The organism is Tateyamaria rhodophyticola (genome assembly GCF_047777875.1).
GTDB lineage: Bacteria > Pseudomonadota > Alphaproteobacteria > Rhodobacterales > Rhodobacteraceae > Tateyamaria.
Genome location: NZ_CP180519.1, coordinates 1928212 through 1951068, shown reverse-complemented (window position 1 = coordinate 1951068; position 22857 = coordinate 1928212). Strand labels below are relative to the sequence as shown.

General features: G+C 62.1%; 12 protein-coding genes and 1 tRNA gene. 1 reads left to right on the top strand and 12 read right to left on the bottom strand.

All coding sequences use genetic code 11. The features are described from left to right. Nucleotides 1-140: 140 nt before the first annotated feature. Nucleotides 141-1475 carry a type VI secretion system baseplate subunit TssK gene (gene tssK, locus ACERHN_RS11160; protein ID WP_415919100.1) on the bottom strand — a complete coding sequence of 445 codons (1335 nt, stop codon included), beginning with the start codon at nucleotides 1473-1475 and terminating at the stop codon, nucleotides 141-143. Nucleotides 1476-1857: 382 nt separating this feature from the next. On the opposite strand from tssK, the gene ACERHN_RS11155 reads away from it, so the two are divergent. Next, nucleotides 1858-9147, top strand: a complete 7290-nt coding sequence (locus ACERHN_RS11155) for a beta strand repeat-containing protein (RefSeq protein ID WP_415919099.1) — start codon at nucleotides 1858-1860, stop codon at nucleotides 9145-9147. A gap of 69 nt (nucleotides 9148-9216) precedes the next feature. Here ACERHN_RS11155 and ACERHN_RS11150 read toward each other — a convergent pair whose 3' ends face one another. The 11 genes from ACERHN_RS11150 to ACERHN_RS11100 form a co-directional block, all read right to left on the bottom strand. Beyond that, nucleotides 9217-9471 carry a PAAR domain-containing protein gene (locus ACERHN_RS11150; protein ID WP_415919098.1) on the bottom strand — a complete coding sequence of 85 codons (255 nt, stop codon included), beginning with the start codon at nucleotides 9469-9471 and terminating at the stop codon, nucleotides 9217-9219. 19 nt (nucleotides 9472-9490) lie between these two features. Then, complete coding sequence (locus ACERHN_RS11145; RefSeq protein ID WP_415919097.1) at nucleotides 9491-10372, bottom strand: hypothetical protein; 882 nt, start codon at nucleotides 10370-10372, stop codon at nucleotides 9491-9493. Nucleotides 10373-10418: 46 nt separating this feature from the next. Further along, entirely contained in the window at nucleotides 10419-12152 is a 1734-nt protein-coding gene (locus tag ACERHN_RS11140) for a hypothetical protein (protein WP_415919096.1), read from the bottom strand. Beyond that, a complete protein-coding gene (locus ACERHN_RS11135; RefSeq protein WP_415919095.1) occupies nucleotides 12149-13099 on the bottom strand; it encodes a DUF4123 domain-containing protein in 951 nt (316 codons plus the stop codon). Before ACERHN_RS11135 ends, ACERHN_RS11140 begins: the two co-directional genes overlap by 4 nt. Further along, nucleotides 13099-15063, bottom strand: coding sequence for a type VI secretion system Vgr family protein (locus ACERHN_RS11130; protein ID WP_415919094.1), 1965 nt, complete (start codon nucleotides 15061-15063; stop codon nucleotides 13099-13101). Before ACERHN_RS11130 ends, ACERHN_RS11135 begins: the two co-directional genes overlap by 1 nt. Before the next feature lie 270 nt (nucleotides 15064-15333). Continuing rightward, on the bottom strand, nucleotides 15334-16260 hold the full coding sequence (locus ACERHN_RS11125; RefSeq protein WP_415919093.1) for a hypothetical protein: 927 nt from the start codon (nucleotides 16258-16260) through the stop codon (nucleotides 15334-15336). Nucleotides 16261-16334: 74 nt separating this feature from the next. Then, nucleotides 16335-18101, bottom strand: a complete 1767-nt coding sequence (locus ACERHN_RS11120) for a hypothetical protein (RefSeq protein WP_415919092.1) — start codon at nucleotides 18099-18101, stop codon at nucleotides 16335-16337. Then, on the bottom strand, nucleotides 18098-19324 hold the full coding sequence (locus tag ACERHN_RS11115) for a DUF4123 domain-containing protein (protein WP_415919091.1): 1227 nt from the start codon (nucleotides 19322-19324) through the stop codon (nucleotides 18098-18100). The genes ACERHN_RS11120 and ACERHN_RS11115 overlap by 4 nt, the downstream gene beginning before the upstream one ends. Nucleotides 19325-19552: 228 nt before the next feature. Then, entirely contained in the window at nucleotides 19553-21562 is a 2010-nt protein-coding gene (locus ACERHN_RS11110) for a putative bifunctional diguanylate cyclase/phosphodiesterase (protein ID WP_415919090.1), read from the bottom strand. Next, nucleotides 21555-22193 (bottom strand): heme NO-binding domain-containing protein, encoded by a 639-nt coding sequence (locus ACERHN_RS11105; RefSeq protein WP_415919089.1) that lies wholly within the window; start codon nucleotides 22191-22193, stop codon nucleotides 21555-21557. The genes ACERHN_RS11110 and ACERHN_RS11105 overlap by 8 nt, the downstream gene beginning before the upstream one ends. Before the next feature lie 421 nt (nucleotides 22194-22614). Then, nucleotides 22615-22691 (bottom strand) — tRNA-Arg (locus ACERHN_RS11100). Nucleotides 22692-22857 lie beyond the last annotated feature (166 nt).

Here is a 22857-nt window from a genome sequence, read left to right as displayed (position 1 = left end):
CGCCTGTGGCTGCGGCGGGGGTGGTTGTTGTCCCTGAACGGGCGGCGGGGGCGCCGCGGGTTGCGGCGCCGGCTTGGCCGGTTGCGGCGGCAGTTTCTGCCCAAAGACTGTACGTTCCTCGTCGTCCGACGCCATCTCGCTTAACGCTCCTCCGGAATGGCCCACAGCTCCAGCTCAAGCCCGGGCCAGGCTCCAGCAAAGTGCATCCCCATTGCGGGCGCAACGGAAAAGTCCCGCCAAAGCGGGCTTTGCTTGTCGACAATAAAATAAACATGGTTTGCCACAACGCGAATTTGCGGGGGCGGATTGGGCACATGCACAAGCTGGATGCCGGGCATGTTGTTCACGATAATCTCTTTCATGCGGGTCGACGGACCCACCTTGCAGAGTTGCGGGAATTGCTGCTGGATCTGGGTCAACGGCAGAGCCGCAGCGACCTCGATAATGAATGTCGCCTGCGCAAAGAGGTTGGGATCGTCCACAATCGCGGCAAAGCTGTTCTCGCGGCGTTGCTCCAGCGTGAGGCGCAGCGCGCGACCCACATCGCGGCTCAGCAATCGGCGAATGTCATCCACGAGTGGCTTGAACGTCTCCTTGGGCTGGTCATGGCGATACCGGCCATAGTCCCGCACCCGGCGGTCCCGCTCTTCAAATGTGGTCAACTCACCAGCCAACGACACCAACGTCTCATACAGCCGTTCGGGATGCACGGACGGCAACCGGCGAAGATGGCGCAGAATGGGCAGAACCCGGTTCAGCACCATGAGCATCAGGTAATCCTTGTCCTGCATGCCGCCGCCCGATGTCGGATCCGCCGCATAACGTTCCAGCACTTCCAGCCGCGCCTCAACCGATCCGGTCACGGCCTTCAGGTATCCTTCGTAAGCGCGATGCGCCGTGAGGATCAGCCCCGTGGGCGGCACCGATTGGTCCAGTGTCACAACCGTGCCGTCGCTGACATCCGCGATCCGCCCGAGGCAAATACACTGATACCCTTCACGCGGTCGGTCGCGCAGCGTCAGTTCAAGCCGCGGCACCGCAATCTCCACCGACTCTTCGATCCGCGAGGCCGCGGTCGTGTCCGCCACACCACGTTCTTCGGACAGGACAAAGCGCATGCTGGCATCATCGCCCACGCCCACATCACGGTCATTCTGCGCCTGATTGGGCAATGTCAGCCAGATCATCTTGCCGACGGCATCCTCGGGCACGTCAATCTCGCGCGGCAGGGGGCTGGTGTGCGGCGCATCGAACGGCGTGCCGTCCGGCATGATGCCCGCAACCTGCTCCAACTCGAGACGACCCTGACGCAACTGCCCCTGGTCGAATGACAATTCGGAGATTCCCCAGGGAAAGGGCGTCAGATGCGCCGTGCGCGCGACAACCGTGCGCTCCATGTAACGGTCTGCCTGTTGCAGATGCTGGGGCTTGATAAACAGCCCTTCTTTCCAGGCGACCTTGCTGAAACGCGACATAACTCAAATGGCTCCAATATTCCGTGCCAGGGCCGCGTCCGACCCCAACGGCACGACTTTGCGATTATGTTTAACAAGGGTCAAGCGATACGCGCCTTTCCAATGGTTTATCGTTGCCGCTGAAAAACAAACACGCCACACCGCACCCCTATGCATTTGCCTGCCAAGGTCACTTTGGACGCGCGCCCGATGGGTGGCATGTGTTTCTGCCACAGTTGGTAAACTAATGCGTGCGCACGCATCACGCGCATTTGAACCTTGATGAAAAAAATGCTCATGTTTCGGCAACGGGATTCTAATTTTGGGTATTGTAATGACACGTCAGTGCACCGGGGACACTCATTTCACTTCTAACGCGGCCGGGAACGGCTGGAAAAACAAGATGGTGGATGTGCAGCAAACGATCCGCCACGTTGGTATCCGCCAGCGCTCCCTGCGCAAGCATTGCCGGTTGGGCCGGGCGACGGAACTGGTGTTTGTTCTGGCCACCGGGGCGGTTCTGACAATCGCAAGCCCGGTTGAAGCGCAGCAAACATTTGACGGTGCGACCAACAACAACTGGAACACCGTGGACGACAACTGGGACCCGGGCACTGGATTTGTCAGTGGTGGCGACGCAATCCTGAGTGACACGGACGGTTTCGTCACGATTGATGAGGCCGGCGGGATCGCTGCCAACGACGTCACCGTTCAGGATGGCGGCGCAGGTATTCTCGTTATCCAAGGCAACGATCTGACGGTGAATGGCAATATCGACGTGCAAACCGATGCTGCGGCCCAGATCAATGCGAGCGTGACCGGCGACACAAATGCAACAGGTTCAGGCGCGTTGACACTGAGCGGCGGCGTTGGCGGCAGCGTCAGCAACTCCGGAGCCAACAGTAACGTCACCATCAACAGCGCGGTCGCCGGAAGCCTCAGCGTAAGCGACGGTTCTACATCGATTATCAATGGCGGCACCATCGGCACCACCGTCGCCGTTTCCGGCGGCAGCCTCACGATCAACGCTGACAATGATGCAACCGCCGAAGTCACCGGGACCACCACACTTACGGATGGGGTCCTGGCGCTGACAAACGGCAACATCGGCGCTTTGGTCGTTAATGACGGCAACAGCGGCAATGACACGATGGGCGTGGCAGACGTCACCATCACGGACGGGACAGTTGCCAGCCTTGAAAACACTGCAGGTGAAACGGCGATCAATGGCGGTGTAATCACCGGGACATCCTCTGTAACCGGCGGAACGGTTACGCAAAACGGCGGCACCCTGCAGGGCAGCGTCACCGTCGCGGGCGGCACGCTCAACGTGGACAACGCCGCGGCCACCGTCACAGGCGACACCAACGTCACCTCCGGCACGCTCGACGTGGACGCAGGCACCGTCGGCAATGTCGACAACAATGGCGGCTCCGTCGATATCTCCGGCGGCACCGTCGCCAGCCTCGACAACATCACCGGCAACTCCACCGTCTCCGGCGGCGCGATCTCCGGCACCACAACCGTCCAGGGCGGCACCGTCCAGACCTCCGGCACAGCCACGCTGACCGGTGACACCACCGTGTCGGGCACCGGCACGCTCGACGTCGATGGCGGCACCATCGGCAACGTGGAGAACACCGGCGGCACCGTCGACATCTCCGCAGGCACCGTGGCCAGCCTCGACAACACCTCCGGCAACTCCACCGTGTCCGGCGGCACCATCTCCGGCATCACCAATGTGGACGCGGGCACCATCACCCAGACCGGCGGCACCCTGCAGGGCAGCGTCACCGTCGCGGGCGGCACGCTCAACGTGGACAACGCCGCGGCCACCGTCACAGGCGACACCAATGTCACCTCCGGCACGCTCGACGTGGACGCAGGCACCGTCGGCAATGTCGACAACAATGGCGGCTCCGTCGATATCTCCGGCGGCACCGTCGCCAGCCTCGACAACATCACCGGCAACTCCACCGTCTCCGGCGGCGCGATCTCCGGCACCACAACCGTCCAGGGCGGCACCGTCCAGACCTCCGGCACAGCCACGCTGACCGGTGACACCACCGTGTCGGGCACCGGCACGCTCGACGTCGATGGCGGCACCATCGGCAACGTGGAGAACACCGGCGGCACCGTCGACATCTCCGCAGGCACCGTGGCCAGCCTCGACAACACCTCCGGCAACTCCACCGTGTCCGGCGGCACCATCTCCGGCATCACCAATGTGGACGCGGGCACCATCACCCAGACCGGCGGCACCCTGCAGGGCAGCGTCACCGTCGCGGGCGGCACGCTCAACGTGGACAACGCCGCGGCCACCGTCACAGGCGACACCAATGTCACCTCCGGCACGCTCGACGTGGACGCAGGCACCGTCGGCAATGTCGACAACAATGGCGGCTCCGTCGATATCTCCGGCGGCACCGTCGCCAGCCTCGACAACATCACCGGCAATTCCACCGTCTCCGGCGGCGCGATCTCCGGCACCACAACCGTCCAGGGCGGCACCGTCCAGACCTCTGGCACAGCCACGCTGACCGGCGACACCACCGTGTCGGGCACCGGTACGCTGGACGTGGACGGCGGCACCATCGGCAACGTGGAGAACACCGGCGGCACCGTCGACATCTCCGCAGGCACCGTGGCCAGCCTCGACAACACCTCCGGCAACTCCACCGTGTCCGGCGGCACCATCTCCGGCATCACCAATGTGGACGCGGGCACCATCACCCAGACCGGCGGCAACCTGCAGGGCAGCGTCACCGTCGCGGGTGGCACGCTCAACGTGGACAACGCCGCGGCCACCGTCACAGGCGACACCAATGTCACCTCCGGCACGCTCGACGTGGACGCAGGCACCGTCGGCAATGTCGACAACAATGGCGGCTCCGTCGATATCTCCGGCGGCACCGTCGCCAGCCTCGACAACACCTCCGGCAACTCCACCGTGTCCGGCGGCACCATCTCCGGCATCACCAATGTGGACGCGGGCACCATCACCCAGACCGGCGGCACCCTGCAGGGCAGCGTCACCGTCGCGGGCGGCACGCTCAACGTGGACAACGCCGCGGCCACCGTCACAGGCGACACCAATGTCACCTCCGGCACGCTCGACGTGGACGCAGGCACCGTCGGCAATGTCGACAACAATGGCGGCTCCGTCGATATCTCCGGCGGCACCGTCGCCAGCCTCGACAACATCACCGGCAACTCCACCGTCTCCGGCGGCGCGATCTCCGGCACCACAACCGTCCAGGGCGGCACCGTCCAGACCTCCGGCACAGCCACGCTGACCGGTGACACCACCGTGTCGGGCACCGGCACGCTCGACGTCGATGGCGGCACCATCGGCAACGTGGAGAACACCGGCGGCACCGTCGACATCTCCGCAGGCACCGTGGCCAGCCTCGACAACACCTCCGGCAACTCCACCGTGTCCGGCGGCACCATCTCCGGCATCACCAATGTGGACGCGGGCACCATCACCCAGACCGGCGGCACCCTGCAGGGCAGCGTCACCGTCGCGGGCGGCACGCTCAACGTGGACAACGCCGCGGCCACCGTCACAGGCGACACCAATGTCACCTCCGGCACGCTCGACGTGGACGCAGGCACCGTCGGCAATGTCGACAACAATGGCGGCTCCGTCGATATCTCCGGCGGCACCGTCGCCAGCCTCGACAACATCACCGGCAACTCCACCGTCTCCGGCGGCGCGATCTCCGGCACCACAACCGTCCAGGGCGGCACCGTCCAGACCTCCGGCACAGCCACGCTGACCGGCGACACCACCGTGTCGGGCACCGGTACGCTCGACGTCGACGGCGGCACCATCGGCAACGTGGAGAACACCGGCGGCACCGTCGACATCTCCGCAGGCACCGTGGCCAGCCTCGACAACACCTCCGGCAACTCCACCGTGTCCGGCGGCACCATCTCCGGCATCACCAATGTGGACGCGGGCACCATCACCCAGACCGGCGGCACCCTGCAGGGCAGCGTCACCGTCGCGGGCGGCACGCTCAACGTGGACAACGCCGCGGCCACCGTCACAGGCGACACCAATGTCACCTCCGGCACGCTCGACGTGGACGCAGGCACCGTCGGCAATGTCGACAACAATGGCGGCTCCGTCGATATCTCCGGCGGCACCGTCGCCAGCCTCGACAACATCACCGGCAATTCCACCGTCTCCGGCGGCACCATCTCCGGCATCACCAATGTGGACGCGGGCACCATCACCCAGACCGGCGGCACCCTGCAGGGCAGCGTCACCGTCGCGGGCGGCACGCTCAACGTGGACAACGCCGCGGCCACCGTCACAGGCGACACCAATGTCACCTCCGGCACGCTCGACGTGGACGCAGGCACCGTCGGCAATGTCGACAACAATGGCGGCTCCGTCGATATCTCCGGCGGCACCGTCGCCAGCCTCGACAACATCACCGGCAACTCCACCGTCTCCGGCGGCGCGATCTCCGGCACCACAACCGTCCAGGGCGGCACCGTCCAGACCTCCGGCACAGCCACGCTGACCGGTGACACCACCGTGTCGGGCACCGGCACGCTCGACGTCGATGGCGGCACCATCGGCAACGTGGAGAACACCGGCGGCACCGTCGACATCTCCGCAGGCACCGTGGCCAGCCTCGACAACACCTCCGGCAACTCCACCGTGTCCGGCGGCACCATCTCCGGCATCACCAATGTGGACGCGGGCACCATCACCCAGACCGGCGGCAACCTGCAGGGCAGCGTCACCGTCGCGGGTGGCACGCTCAATGTCGACAACGCCGCGGCCACCGTCACAGGCGACACCAACGTCACCTCCGGCACGCTCGACGTGGACGCAGGCACCGTCGGCAATGTCGACAACAATGGCGGCTCCGTCGATATCTCCGGCGGCACCGTCGCCAGCCTCGACAACATCACCGGCAACTCCACCGTCTCCGGCGGCGCGATCTCCGGCACCACAACCGTCCAGGGCGGCACCGTCCAGACCTCCGGCACAGCCACGCTGACCGGCGACACCACCGTGTCGGGCACCGGTACGCTCGACGTCGACGGCGGCACCATCGGCAACGTGGAGAACACCGGCGGCACCGTCGACATCTCTGCAGGCACCGTCGCCAGCCTCGACAACACCTCCGGCAACTCCACCGTGTCCGGCGGCACCATCTCCGGCATCACCAACGTGGACGCGGGCACCATCACCCAGACCGGCGGCAACCTGCAGGGCAGCGTCACCGTCGCGGGCGGCACGCTCAATGTCGACAACGCCGCAGCCACCGTCACAGGCGACACCAACGTCACCTCCGGCACGCTCGACGTGGACGCAGGCACCGTTGGCAATGTCGACAACAATGGCGGCTCCGTCGATATCTCCGGCGGCACCGTCGCCAGCCTCGACAACATCACCGGCAACTCCACCGTCTCCGGCGGCGCGATCTCCGGCACCACAACCGTCCAGGGCGGCACCGTCCAGACCTCCGGCACAGCCACGCTGACCGGTGACACCACAGTGTCGGGCACCGGTACGCTCGACGTCGACGGCGGCACCATCGGCAACGTGGAGAACACCGGCGGCACCGTCGATATCTCTGCAGGCACCGTGGCCAGCCTCGACAACACCTCCGGCAACTCCACCGTCTCCGGCGGCACCATCTCCGGTGATGTCACCGTAGATACCGGATCGTTGACCACCACCGGCGGCACAATTCAGGGATCACTGACCCATAACAACGGGACCACCAACCTTGGCAGTGTTGTGCAAACGGATGTCACCAACAATGGTGGGACGTTTAACCTGAACGCCGGCGGCAACATTCAGGGCACGTTGAACAACAACAACACGTTCACGTTCTCTGCCGGGACCATCAACAACGTCAACAACACCTCGACCTTTACGAATACCGGATCGCAAACCGTCGGCGGCACATTTGTGAACAACGGCGGTTCACTTGATGTGGGCGCCGGGTCGACGCTCACCACTGGCGCGCTGACCAACTCCAACAACGGGACGGTTTCCGTCGCCTCTGGCGAAACACTCACAACCACGTCGTTCAACAACCTGTCCGGTTCGACCCTGGATCTGACGGGCGGGACGGTGAACGGGCTTGTCACGAACGAGGCCACGATCAATGTCAGCGGCACATCCGCTCTTGGTGGTGGGTTGAACAACACGTCCGGAACGCTCGTTTTGAACGACACGTCGACACTGACAGTGGGTGGAGCGGGGCTCAACGTGAGCGGCGGCACCCTCTCGGTTGGCTCAACCTCAACCATTGACGGGAACGCAACCTTCAGCGGCGGTACAATTGCGCTGGATGTTGACCTGAATGGTGGGGCCACCGCCACAGGCGACACGCTGACCATCAACGGCACCGCCACTGGTAACGTGACGCTGGCCTTTACGAATACGAGCACGACGTCGGACGAAATTTCGCCCATCGATGTGATTACGTATCAGGGGGACAATACGCTGAGCTTTGACGGCGTAAGCGGTCTACCGGAATTCGGGACATTCGAATACTTCGTCGAAACCGAATTCAGTGCGGGCACCGGGATCAGTACGGTCAGCCTGCAAAGCCGGATCAACGACGGTGTCGGGGACCTCGCGGCGGGTATCGGCCTGACGCAGGCTGTGGTCGGGTCCATCATCAACCGCCCGACAAGCCCCTATGTCACGGACTATGTCGGCTATACCGGCGACAGCCGGTCCCGGCGTCTGAAGAAGCAGGCGGCGTCTGATCGCCCCTGTGGTCCCGGCGCGTGGGCGCGGGTTTCGGCGGGTAACGCGGATGTCGAAGGGTCGTTCAGCACACCCGGTGTGGCGGCCACTGCGTCGAGCCAGAGCCTGAACTACTACGGTATTCAGGCGGGTGGCGACATCGCCTGCTTTGACGACCGGTTCAACGGGTTCGACATGGCATTCGGCATCATCGCCGGGTACAACACCGGCGACACGTCGAGCAGTTCGTCCGAGGCGAATATCAACACGGACTTTGACCAGGGATATGGTGGTGTGTACGCCACGGCATCGCGCGGGTCGTTCTTTGCGGATCTTCAGCTGCGGTTCGAGAACATCGACTATGATGCGACGATTACCGACACGAACCTGCTCAACGGTAACATCACCGGCAACAGCGAATTCTCGAGCACGGGCACCACGGTGTCTGGCGCAATCGGGTACTCGTGGCAGATCCCGTCGGTCGAAGGCCTGAACTTTGTCGGTACGGCAGGGTTCTCATATTCGGACTTTGAAACAGACCCTGTCAACATCACCGGGACCACCGCATCCTCGGGCGCGATCAACAGTACGCTGCAGCTGCAGGACTCGTCGATCGAGCTTGGGTTTGTTTCCGGCACCCTGTCGCGGTCGCGGATCCTGCCGGATGAAATCAGCGCGATAAACTACTTCGGCACGTTGACCTACTACAACGACTTTGCCGAGAACCCGATCGCGACCCTGACAGAAGTCTCCGGCGGGACGACAAACGTCACGGATATCGAACTGTCCAACCTTGGGTCCTACGGCGAAATCAGCCTTGGCGTGAACTATATCCGCCTGCTGAACCCCGGCAGCGATGGCAAAGCGCGGCAGATGTCCGCTGCGGCGCGGATCGACTACCGGTCGGGCAGCAATGTGGACAGCTACGGCATCACCGGTCAGATCCGCTTCCAGTTCTGATTGGAAGGCAAAAACAAAAAAGGGCCTCGCGAAAGCGGGGCCCTTTTCCTTTGAACAGAGGTGGTTGGTTCAGACCAGCATCTTGGGGGATCCGGTGACGATTGTCCCGCCATGTGAGGTGGGGGACCCGATATGTGCCACCGGTTTGTTGTCGACGATGGCAACAGGGCTTCCCACGAGGATGGTGGCGCCGCATGCGGTCATGTCCCCGACCCGAGCGACAGGCAGACCGTCACAGGTCGACGCCGTCGAGACGCTCACAATCGCATTGGGGCCGTGAATGGGGCACACATGTTTGTCAGTCAGTCGCGCGGCGGGCTTCATAATGGTCTCCTGTCGAACTCTAGTGGATGATCTGCCAGTGACCGTTCAGGTCCTGCCAGTAGTAAAATTGCAATGTCAGCATGCCGCCATCCGTCCCTTCGAACCGATGCGGCATGGGCAGGAAAGTGGCCAGGCGGCCCGCACCGAATGTCGCGAATTCAGCGCCGTCGATGTCAAAGGGCACAAGGGTCAGATCGGGATCGTCCAGATCGCCCGCAAGGAAAAGGGGATACCATTCCTCGGGTGTGGCGCCGACCGCAGCCGCCTGCCGTGTCACGTAGGGTTTCAGCACTTCGAGCGCCGCATCCGCGCCCTGCCCCAACGCGGCGTGGACCTCACGCATCTCTGCGGCGAGTTCTGCGCGTGTCTTGCGGGTGTCGTCGATGACTTCACCGCTCATCCAGGCAAGCGGCGGCAAATCGACATCCACGTTGATCTGAAAACTGTAGGTGGCCCAACTGTCGCCAATCCCCGTGCCATCGCTGCGCGTGGGTTCGTTCGCGTTGACCAGCGGTTGCCCCTCAACCACAGGCGTCAGTCGCTGAACGGCTGGCGCATCTGCATCCGGCGTCGCCAGATCCACTTGCATCCGCAAGGCCATGGGCCGTCCGTCAAAGGACGAGTGTCCCCCCATGTTGTCCCAATGGCCCACATCGATACGGAAAAACGGTGTCATCCCCGTGGACGCCCCCGGCAACATGCGCACGTCGATCTGCACCGTATTCCGGCCCTTGCGCAGAACCGGGTTCAAGGGGAAGGACGTGTCAATCTCGGCCTCGCCACCGATCACGGTGCCGGGACGGAACACCGGCACATCGTTCACCCGCATCCGCATTTCCGCGGCAATGATATTGAGGTCAAAGCCGACCGTCACAAAGCGGGGATTTCGTTCGTCTGCCATCGCAAAACCTCCGGCCCACAGCAGGGCCCAAACGTAGAAAACAGTTCTAAAGCACGTTCTTGTAAAGCTCGACGGGCGGGAACACTTCGATCTTGGTCTGCGACGACGCGCCGGCGGTGTAATCGCTGACCCCGATGGACGCAGACGCACCCAGATCGACAGAAACGCCGCTCCATTCGATGAGAACATTCAACTTCGCTCCCTTGTTTGCCTGCTTTTGCGCATTCGTGAGCGTGCTCAGCGTCGCTTCGATTTCGGACCCAGTCTCACCCTTGGCCGACAACGTCCCCTTGACCACCCACACCTTACCATCAACTTTGATATCCACGACCATCTTGACGTAGACCTTGCCCTTGACCGCAGCGGTCACGTCCCAGCCATCATCCGTCAGGCCATGTTTCAGCGTCACGTTGCCGTCACTGGGTGCTGGCGCGGCGGGTGTGTTCGTCGCTGCGGCAGCGGCGTCGACGGCAAGCGACAGGTTGCGCGTCGCCGACTGTCCAATCGATGCCTCGGTGCCAAAGATCAGATCCACGGTCGCATTGCCCTGCAAATAGGCAAAGGAGGTCGGGTCCGGTTCCCGCGCCATCCAGTCGCGCGCCGCCTTCAGCGCATCGATCACACGTTTGGGCACGCGCGGATCGGCCTGCGCGATAGTCAGCAGGATGTCGATAACCTCGAACTTGGCCTCGATCCCGATCAGCGGGGCAAAGCCCATGCCAATATCCGCTTCGATCCCGACCCGGCTGTGGTCATCGGGGCGTTCCTTGACAGTGAATTTGGCGCTGGCCATCTTCATCTTGTGCTTGGCCGTGATCGACGACCGGATCGAACGCGACTGTGTCGCTGCCCCGTTCCCGGCCTTGGACTTCAGCCGCTGCACCACGCGGTCGAGGAAGGGTACCGCGGATTTCGTTTCCTGCGTCGGTCCGGACTGATAGCCCGCAGACAGCGAAAAGGTCGAATCCATGTAGGTGCCTTCGAGAGCGCCCTCGATCTTGACCTTGGATTCATATTTGAAGCTGCTGTCATATGTGCCTTCGAGTTCAAAAGCGAAATCCTTTGCTTCCCAGCTGAGCTTGGGGAAGGTCCGCACCTTGGCCGCCCACGCAGCACAGCCACCGCAGGCGTCAATCTCGAAATTCGAATCCCGGCCCAGATCGTTGACGTCGGCCCAGATCGTGGTGCCGGTCGCCTTGAGGAACAGTTCCAGGTCCGTGCCGCTCCAGCTTTCGACCTCGCCGTGCTGGATTTCGGTTTCCAGCTTGTAGCCCACCGCGCTTTCCTCCGGAGTGCTCTTGAGGATCAGGTTCGGCTTTTTCTGCGGCATGCAGCAGGTGTCATTGGGCGTGTGGGCCACTTCGATCTTGACCTGATCAATGGGCGGGTTGGCCCCGTCGTCGCACACGACGACCAGAACCGGATCCTTGGTCGTATCCTCAAGCGGGAGCTTCATCCTCTCATTGCCATGTTTGCACGAGAAGGTGACACCATCGATACAGCAGCCGCCGATGGCCTGACACACGGCACAGGGGGCTGCATATTCCTGATCACTGGCCGGGGTCAGAGGGCCGGGCAAGGCGCCACCCGGACCGATCGGTTCACCGCCGTTGCTGATGTAGTCGCCGTATTGCGCCTGCGCCGTGATGTCTTCGACCATCACGCCCTGCCCGCGCGCGTTGGCAATGGACCGGCGCGTCATCAATGGGCTGGTGAACTTGTCCGGGTGGTTCGTCACCAGGGTTTCAATATCGTTCAGGGTCGGGCGATAGTCGTTCATGCGCGCACTCCGGCAGGCGGTGCCAGTCCGCCAGCGCGTTTGGCGGCCCGCGCGGTCTCAAACCATTCGCGCAGGGCCTTGGCCTTGGTCAGCCCGACAGGATCAGGCCGGTTCAGAATGTCAGCAGCATCGGGATGTTGCGTGTCGAATTCGGGACCGAAAATCATCATCGCATCGGCAAAGGTTCCGATCTGCTTGAGCGACTTCAGCCCGTATGTCGGTGCCTTGTCCGGCGCGAGCTGGGCCGAGATCATGACCGCCTGTTCGGGTGCGTTCGGGAACCGTTCACGCAGATCCCGCGCCAGCTTGCGACGGCTGCGCACACCGTGCAGGCGCGTCATCTCGCCATACGCGCCGCTGAGGATGCGAAACGCCTTGGGATGCACCGGTGCTGCCCCCTCCGGCAGGGCCAATTCCAGGAAATCGCCGCGAAACACGTCCGCCTCGGCCAGCGGCGACAACCCGGTGAACCCGCCCAGCAAGGGCGATACCGGCAGCCACATGCGCAGCACGGGGGCCAGAAGATGCGACAGTTGATCCTGTGACAGCGCCTGAACGGCGTCCCCCATCACGCGGGGATCATAGAAGCGAAAGTATACCGGCGCTTGCGTATCGGCAGGGGTCCAGAGCATCGTGAATTTGCGAAAGTGATTGCGCAGGTCCCGCTCTGATGCTTCGGAGGCAAAGACAATGCCCCAGTGTTCGATGTTGCCCAAGACGCCCAGATCGGTGGCGATGGGCGTGTCCGGCAGCACGGGGATCAGCCACGGCGCATGCGGCGCGTCGGCCGGTGTTTCCGCCCGGTAAAGGCACACGCCGCCATTGTCCTGCACCAACTGCGGCATCTCCGGACAGGAGGCACCGTCGATGATCGCCCATAGCGGCGCGCCTGCGTCGCTCAGAATGTCGGAGATGGCAACCGGACCAGCCCCTGCGGCCAGCACCATCAGCTGCCTCCGTCTGACATCGGACAGTGGGATACAAACGGGGCCCCCTCACCAGCAGCGGCCTGCAACACTGCCGGGACAGCAGGGATCGCCGCGGCACCGGGCGACGCGCTGCCAACGCGCAGCATCGGTGCGATGTCCACCTTGCCACCCTGCACGACAACAGCAGCCGCGCCCGACACAAGCGTGACCTTGCTGGCGTCCAGAACGATGTTCGCCGCTTTGATCGTCAGATCGCCACCGGCCTTGATCTTGTAATCCCCTGCGACGTCCGTGTTCCAATCCTCGTCCGTCTGCTCCATCACCTTGCCGGTGACCTTGGTTTCGCGCGTGCCTTCGATGGTCTCCATCCGGTTGGCGGCCACATCCAGGTTCGAGTTGTTGCCGACTGACACGTTGTCGTCGAACTCCACCCGACGCTTGGACGAATTTTTGACATGCATATCCAGGTTCTTCTGGGCATGCATATAGATGAACTCCTCGCCCGCCTGATCTTCGAATGTCAGCTCGTTGAACCCTTCGCCTTCATGGCTCTTGGTCTTGAACACCGACCGGCTCTTGTTGTCGGGCAGGGCATGCGGCGGCATGTTCACGGCGTTGTAGACACAGCCGGTCACGATGGGTTTGTCCGGGTCACCTTCGAGGTGTTCGACAATCACCTCCATCCCGATGCGCGGCACGACCATCCCGCCCCAGCCACGGGCAGCCCAGTTCTGGCTGACCCGGCAGCGCATGGAAAACGCCATCTCAAGATCCCAGTGGTAGCACACGAGGATGCGCCCGAATTCGTCGCAATCAATCTCTCCATCGCCCACGACAAACGCCGTTTGCGGGCCTTGGATGCGTGGAATGCGCGTTCGGCGTTCGGGGCGCAGCGGCGTATCATCGGGCATCAACTTGTAGTCTGCCTGAAACGGCATCTCGTCGCCGCCCGTGTCGCCGGACCGATAGGCCTGCGCCCGGAACCTGTGCCGCGTCTCGATGCAGATGTACCGCTTGCCCGTGGCACCCGCTACATCGTCGCCTTCCAGCGTGACACACCACCCCGCACCAAGCACCGGAATGTCCCCCGTTGCGCGATGCCGCGCGCCCTGCCCGGCTTCCAGTTCCTGACGACGTTTGACCATTGTCTGACCCTCGCCCGTGTCGAGGTAGTCGCCGGGATAGTCATAGCTTTCGATGTCGCCCTGCGCATAGCGGTGGTCGCCGGACTGATCGACTTCCTGCGTGGCGTTTGGCGTTTTGAAATTGAATTCATTCAGACGCACCGACCCGGTCGTGACACGGTTGCCGCCTTCCCAATGCCAAAAATGCTCGCTGTCGTGCATATTGTGGCCCTGCACACCCCAGAACGGGCGCGATCCGCCGGGCACTTCGGGCAGCGAGTCTGCAAAGTCGACAAGCACCAATGTGTGATTGCCATCGGTATGCTCATAGCACCATGTGATCCCGAACCGCTCCATCAGGCGCGTGACAAAATCCGCATCGCTCTCGCCGTATTGCACGGTGTATTCCAGCTCGGGATAGCTGTCAGACAGGTTCAGGCGGTAATGCGGGCTGCCAAGATCGGCATAGGCGCCCAACACCTCGGAAATGATGTCCACCACTGTCTTGCGGTGAAAGATCCGGTGGTTCCGTCGCAGGCCCGCGATGTGCATCCACGGGCGCAACACCAGGTGATACTGCGCCCCGCCATCCGCGATCCCGCCATTTGTCGCCTCACACACGATGCCGTCATAGTGGCGTTTGCCGTCCGACATCTCCAGTTCGACCGTCGCATGGGTGCCAAGCAGCGCATTCAGATCAATGTCTGCTTCGTCAGCCAAGGCCTCCACGCGCCACTCGAACGGGCTGGACAGCGTTTCGACCCCGTCCATACGCAACATGACAAGTGCGTCACGTCCGAGCGCCGTGTTCAGCGTGGCACGACGCGCGCTCTGTTGAAAAGAAGATGAAGCATTCATCTAGCGTGTTCTCCGCATGTCGGTGGGCATCGCTCGAAGTGTCAGGGTCGCATGAGGACCGCGAACTGAAAAGGCTGGAATTCCATACATTTGGCCTCTCCTCATACGGGAATTTGTGTTGCTCACGGTGGCTTTCGTCGGGTTTAGGCGTGGTCCGGCAGGTGATTGACAAGGAACCGCACGGGCGAGGGATGGTCGCACCCGGTTTTTGAAACCCCATGGGTCCCGGATGCAACGAGGAAACGCTGATGCGAAATCTGCATCCTCGACCTACTTCTGATGGCACACGAACAATGTCCCATCCGCGCCCTGGCAGAACATCACTTCGACCAGCCGGACCTTCTGCCCGTCTGCTCCGAGATAGGCGATTGGCGCATCCGCCAGACCCACCATGCGGTTTTCCGCACCCCATGTCAGCTTGCCGGTCTCGAATGCAAGGCGCGGTGGCAACGGGGCCAGACGCTCTTCGTCGGTCCCGGCGAGCGGATTGTTTTGCACCTGATAGGCCAAAAGCTCGTCCTCGCGCCCCTTGGCGCCACGCACATAGGCAAAGCGGGACAACACCGCCTGCATCTGCTGGCCGTAGGCCTCCGTATCGCTATTGGCAAAGCTCTGGTGCAGCGTGCTGTAGGCCTCAAACAGCGCCATCCGCAGTTCGGGCGTGTCGGACAGTTCTGGCGCGCCATCCTGCGGCAGCGTGCCCAACGTGTCGTCGGCAATCGTGAATTCAAAGGCGACGCGCTGCGCATGTTCCCCGCTGTCCCGATCGGGGTAATTCATGTCGACCGACGTCACGGCGTACCGTTCGGGACCTGCCATGGTACCCGCCTGCGGCACAAGCGGCGCGCCCGTCAGAATATGAGTGTCGCTCGCGACAAGGGTTTGCGCCGTTTCATCAAAGCGGCCGTGAAACAGATCGACCCGCGCCTGCGTGCTGGATTGTTCCGACTGGTCCAACTCGGCGTACATCATCACCCCGCCGTGGGGCGTGTAGCTGCGCGTATCGACGTTGATCGGTTCGTAATCCACGGTAATGCTGTTGGTGCCACTGCGCAGATACCGCGTGACGCCGCGATACCAGCTCATCGGGCGCAGATCCGCGTGAAAGGCCACCGGTGCGCCATTGATGTACAACCGGGCCACGATATTCTCGGCCCGCAGGCTCAATCCGTAGTCATATTTGGGTTCGTCGGCCATTGTCGGCTCCTCGGCAGCACTGGAAATCGGGGAGAGATTGAACAGCGCCACAAGCGCCAATGTGTTGAAAAGATTTAGACTTCGTACCAATTGTCTTCCCCTCCACTGGGTTCCAGGATGACAGCCCGAAAGGTGCCGCGCGCAAGGCTGGAGCGTGCAGAAAACACATCCGTCGTCCGGTTTACAACTTCGCGGTCGTCCGTGGACAGGCCCGCAAGCGGGTCTGACGTGACCACGTCACGGGTCCCGCCACCCAGACCCGCCTCGGCATGGCCCGACAGGATCAGCCCCTGAAAATGGTGCATGCGCTCGAATTTGCGCCCGGCTTCGGAATTCGTCACACGCGCGCCGAATTGCCAGCCGGTGTCCGCACGCGCCCCGGCAGAGGCATAGGCGTCGATGATCCAGGTGTCGAAATCAATCTCTGCGAGGGCCAGCACGTTTGCAGTCAACTGGCATGATCCGGTCAACGTGACACTGGCCTCGCTCAGGTCAGCCTCGAGCGTATCGATATCGCCCACTTCGACCTGCAGGTTGTTCGTCAACGCGAGGCTCCCCGTGCCGCTGCCGCCCACGGTGATCTCAAGCTTGGCATTGACCCGCATCGCATTGCCGCGCCCGGCCAGCGCGTCGCGGATCGCGTTGCCGTTGGGTATGTGGGTCAGCAAAATCCCCAGCAGGTCCAGGGTGCCGCTGACGGCCGGGTTCAGCGAAATGGAAAACGCGTCAACGGCCAGTTGCAGGTTCGGACTGGAGGGTATGGCCTCCAGCGTCAGGGACGGCAGCGCGACGGTGCAGCCGATCGACAGGTTGAGCGTGAACGCCGCACTGGGCGACGGAACTCGGCGTTCGACGGGCTGCCGGTTGCCCTCGTCTGCAAGGCCCGTCATCGCATTCTGAATACTGTCCAGATAGTCGAAAAGCGGGTGATTTATGGGGCCTTGTTGCTGCGGAACGACGGGACGCGAAATCTGCTGTGCCCCGGCCGAGTATTGCAATGTCTGGTTCCCAACCTCGCCGTTGACCTGACAGGACACGCCAATGGTGCAGGTCGGCCGCCGCCCAATGGGAATGCTGATCGCCAGCGACCCGGATGCCTCTGCGGACAGCTTGCAATGCGGCAGCGGGAACACCTCCAATCCGGTGGCCCGCGGCACCATGCATTGATACGGGTTCGCAGTTGCGCCGTCGTGCTCGGTGTAGGCCTTGACCTGAAGAAACAACCCGACGAGATAGATCGCCGTCATCAGTTCAGGCGGCAGCATCGTCGATTGAAACGCGGGCATCTGGAACGGGGTCGTGACCGTGATTTCGTCCGTATCACGGATGGACTGCGGCCCGTCTGCGTGTCCGCGCGGATTGACGGAGGGGCGCGCAAAGTTCAACTTGCACGTCTCCTTGTCGGTCAGCGTGACCTTGGCCTTGGCCGATGGCCGTCCGCCCACGGGATCCTTGGCAATGACATACAGCCGGCCCGGCCCGTCCTGCGGTATGGGCCAAGCAACCTTGCGCGACCCGTCCGACGCATCCTCGACCTCGAACGCGCGCAGGCAACATGGCTCGCCCGGCGCACAGTCACACGCGGCGGCGGCAAATTCCGGATCGCTCGATACACGTTGGTCGAAGGCCTGCTGGTTGGCCTCCTCGACCTGCGCCATCTGGGCGCGGGCCACGGCCTCCTGACTTTGGTAGCGGGGCGAGCCCACAGGCTCGCTCAGCAGACCGGAGCGGGCCTGGGCAAGCTGGCCGTATTGCGGCATGCCGGTTTGACCTGCGTCGATCATTCCGGCCAGTGTCCGGTTCACATCCTGCATCAAGGTGGTGTGTGGGTCAGCAGTCATGGGGTCCCCTCTGAAACCGGCATACTCGACACCAGCCAATCAATCAGCGCGTTCTTCTTTTGCCACGGTTCAATCCCGTCCTGCTTCAGGATTGCGGCGGCCTCGGGATGTTGCTCCCAAAAGGTAGGGCCCCGCATCATCATGGCACGCGCCATGACGGAAACCTGTTTGACGGATGTCAGCCCGAACTGGCGGGCCGCCCCCGGTGCCCTTTGTGCCGCCTTGCGATAGGTGGCCCAATCCTGATCCGGAAACTCGGTGCTCAGTTTGCGGGCGAGGCTGCGCTCGGCCTTTTTGCGCTGCAGCCTCTGGAACCGTTCGTATTCTACATCATCAATCCGAAATGCGCCGCTGCCGCCAGCCATTGCACCCTTGGGCAAGGTAATCCGGGCCAGCCTGCCAGCGCAATTGTCAGCTGTATCAAACGGTGTGACGGGCAAGGCCATGACGCCGTGGTCTGGCACCACAGTACGGGGGCTGAGCGGGGCATAGACCGTGTCCAGAGGTGCCATGAAACGCGCCAGCGTCGGACCTGACAACGCGCTTGCCATATCCAGCATGACGCGGGGATCGTAGAACCGGAAATACACCGGCGCCTCACCCTCTCCGGGGATGTAGGCCATTGTGAACCGGCGCAAGTGCCGCTTGAGGTCAGCCATGTTCAGCGCGCTGCGCAGAAAGATCCCGACGTGGTTTTCGGGATCCTGCTGCAGAATGACGTCCAGCATGGTGGACCCCGGGCGCAGATGCACCAGCCAGGGACCGGAGGCCAGCGTGCCCGCGTCCGTCGACGCGTAGAGACAGCAGTGCGTGTCGCCGGAAGTGGCGAGCAGCTGTGGCAAACCCGGCCACGCAACGCCGTCCAGCAGCGCCCAAAGCGACGGATCGGGGATCAGGTCACTGACGCCAGCCTCATCGATGCAAGACGGGTATTCCAAAGCGGCATCGCACAATCGGCCAAAGAGCAGTGGTGTTTCTGTGTCGGCACTCTCAGCGGTGCTGATCAGTTCCGGACTGCACATGTCGGTAACCGCCGCGATGGCCTCTACGCGGTCAAGGGCAAGGCCCCGTGGGTCAAGCGCTGTGGCAAGGGATGTGCGAAACGCCGCCGCGTCGTCGGCCAACATCACGACACGGCCCATCATCGTGTCCGTGTCCACACTCCAGAACCGCGCTGCGGGCGTTGCTGCGCGCAGGCGGACATATCCAATCCACGGGATCATGCAGGCAAAGCGCCTGACCGGAAAGAGGGTGTCGCGCGGGCTGGGACCACAAACACGCTTCCATCAATTTCTGAACTCTATGGCCGGACCGTAGCGATGCGCGCGCCGAAGGCAATGGCTCCGGCGCACGCCTCAACCCTGCGTAGTGGCCTGTTTGCAACTGCGACATGCGCGATGCCCACTCAGCGCGTTTGCACATTGCTGTCAGCGATCGGCTTGAACCAGGCTCTACGCCTCCCAACTGGACAATACGTTTGCCATAGCCTCGCGCGGGATCGGCTTGGAGAACAGATACCCCTGACCATAGGCCACGTTCAGCTTGGACATCAGATCAGCCTGCGCCTGATTTTCGATGCCTTCGACACAAATCTCCGCATCCAGCGTTTCCGCCAAAACGCAAATCATCTTGATCATGGAGTGCTTGCGCGGGTCCGTTTCGACGTCGTCCACGAACGCCTTGTCGATCTTGATGAGGTCAAAAGACAGCTGATTGAGATACTCCAGGGATGAATAGCCGGTGCCGAAATCATCAAGCGCAATTTTCACCCCGACATCTCTGATTTCGGCGATTTTCTGGGCGGCCGCACTGAAATTGCCAACCATGGAGCTTTCGACAATCTCGATCTTGAGGTTCTGCGGCGGGATGTTGTCGCGTTCAAGCCGCGATACCAACGTCTCGATAAAGTCGGGCTGCATGATCTGATGCGCCTCAAGGTTCACAGTCAAAAACAGATCACGATGCGCGGGCGAGTGTGCGGCCCAGTCCGCCAGCTGCACCAACGCCCGGTCCAACATCCGCAGGCTGATGTCGTCCATGACCCCAAGGTCTTCGGCAACCGGGATGAACCGGCCCGGAGAAATCACGCCAAGTTCAGGATGGGCCATACGGCAGAGCGTTTCGAACCCCAGCAACCGTTGGGTCCGGATATCTACAATCGGCTGGAAATACGGCACGAACCAATCGCGCTGCAATCCGCGACGCACCTCTTGCTGGATGTTCATCCGGTCGCGCGCATCCTCAAGCTGTTGTTCGCTCAGGATGTTGCACCGCGCGCCTGCGCTGCGCGCACACCGATAGGACGTCCAGGCATCACGCATGATGTCAGATGCCGTCTGGCTCGACGTCTTGATCGGCATGGTCACGCCCACGGCCACGTCCAGTTCAACAGTGCGCCGCCCGACACGGAAGGGCCGATCAAAAGCATCCAGCAACGGATCCAGCAGATCCGCCTGAATGGCGGTGTCGCTGCAATTCACGGGCAGGACAACCGCATAGAAATCACCGGACAGATGCGCCAATACCGCGGAGAAAGGCAAACTGGCCGACAGGCGACGTGCAATGCTGCCGCGCAACATCGACAGATCATCCGACGCCATATCCTCTTTCATCGAAACCACGCGCGGCACGCCAATCACCATCGCCCGGAATTCGATCCCTCGTGACGTCAGATCTTCGAGACTGGCCATCAGGCTCTGTTCATTTGGCAGGCCCGTCGATACATCCAGCGACCGCAACTGGTGCACATCTGTTTGCGTGCCTGCCATCATAACCGGGCGCCCGGATTCGTCCCGATGGCACCGCCCACGGCACCAAACCCACCTGTATGTCCCATCCGAATGCTGAATGCGGTAGTCTTCGCGCAGATACAGGTTCGACCCCTGCAAATGCGCCCGAATGGCGGACCGCAGCCGTTCCTGATCATCCGGATGCACGCGGCCAAGCCAGTCTTCGATGCGCGACAGCGCTTCATTGTCGAGGCCAAGCAACTGGCGCCACCGGGACGAATATTCCACATCGCCGGTTTGCAGGTTCCACAGCCACACCCCGTCATTCGAGCTCTGCACAATCAGGTCGAGCTTTTGCGTGCGCTCCTTGACTTTGGATTCGAGTTCCTCAGCCAGTTCGGAAAGATTGCCAATGCTGCGCCGCACGTTCTCAAGCAGGGAATTGATCAGCACGGTCAGCTTTTGAACCTGGAGGGTTTCGCCACCGTCCGGCGCGTCCACCTTGACTCGAAAATCGTAGTTGTCGTCGACAATGGCACAGAGTTGATCCGCGATGGACGCGACCATCGCGTCTGTCGCACTTTGCGGTTGTGCCAGATCCCGGATGCGTGCGCCCGGTGCCGCCCGCCGCGCTTTGCGCCGCGCTTTTCGAGTGGCCCGCTTGTCCTGTGCCGAAGGTTCCAAGGGCACGTCATCGCCCTCGGGCTTTGCCGCTTTTTGAGGCTTAGCCATTGGCCACCCCCCGGTCCGACGCCCGATCCAACCCCGGCGCGGTAACCGTGTTCAGATGCGTTGGCGTGCCCGCAATTGCCGTCCACTTGACCGCGATGGTGCACGCTTCGGCACCGTCATGTGCACATTCATGGGCCGCAATCTCAACGGTGTCGCCATATCGTTCCGCCGCGTGGCGCACGAGCGTTTCGTAAAGACCGCACAGTTGCAGGTCGGATTTGTAGCGCACAACGATGTCGTGTGGCCCGCGGTCTTCCAGCTCAAACTTGTCGGTCGACTTTTGGCTCTCTCCCGGTTTGCGACTGCCTGCCGCGATGAGCGCGTGAATCTTGGCCTGCTTGCGCACCAGGTCTTCGGATGAGGCTGACATACGCAGAAATTCGGGGAACACATCCTGCACCACGTTGAAAAAGATGTATGAAAACAGGTCAAAGAACTGCTGCGGTTCAAGCTTGGTCACCGAAAGTGCCGACGAAATCAGTTTGGAGGTCTCGCTGTCGGGATAGTGCTCGTCCATGCGATACACCCGGTCGGGTGGAATCCCTGCGTCAAAGAACACATCCTGGCGCAATTCGTCGTCGCCAACTTCCAAAAGACAGTCAACGATGACCTTCTCGATAATACCAATCAAAACAACACTCCTGCGATCACGCCCCACACAGGCAATAGCGGGGAAGTGTTAAGGACTGCTTGTCTGGCGAGAGGCGCAGTTTTTTAGCTGCAACTCGCTGGGTGCATCTTGTTTGTATTTGCGTTTTGCACCCCAAAGGCAGCAGGCTTCTGTTGGCTCATGCAAGAGTGGCAGTTGGGTCTTTATGTTGAGTGCTGGGTTCGGTTTGCCCCATCTCCATCCTGGCTCCCGTTTCGATCCGACGCTCAAGGTCAGTACGGGCGCAGGGAAAGCGTTAAAAACGCAAGAAAATTTGCGAATGCGGTGCGGTTTCGTGCTCAATTTCGGTCGGTTTCCGCGATTTCAACGGCCACCGAAGCGGGAATTTTTGCCTGATAGTTCCCAAAGCCTTGGCGAACATTCCATGACTTTTATGCAGTTTTGGCGACCCCGGCAGGATTCGAACCTGCAACCTGCCCCTTAGGAGGGGGCTGCTCTATCCAGTTGAGCCACGGGGCCGCGCCCTCCTGATTTACGGGCGCATCCCATGAATGTCACGACTTAAGCCGCGGCTGCGACGGCGCGTGCGCTTGATGTTGTGGGCATTTTGGCGGTAACTCGGGCAAACGATCCCAAGGAACGCACGTGACCGAACGTCCTCACCGCCCGCTTACCCTTCGCGATG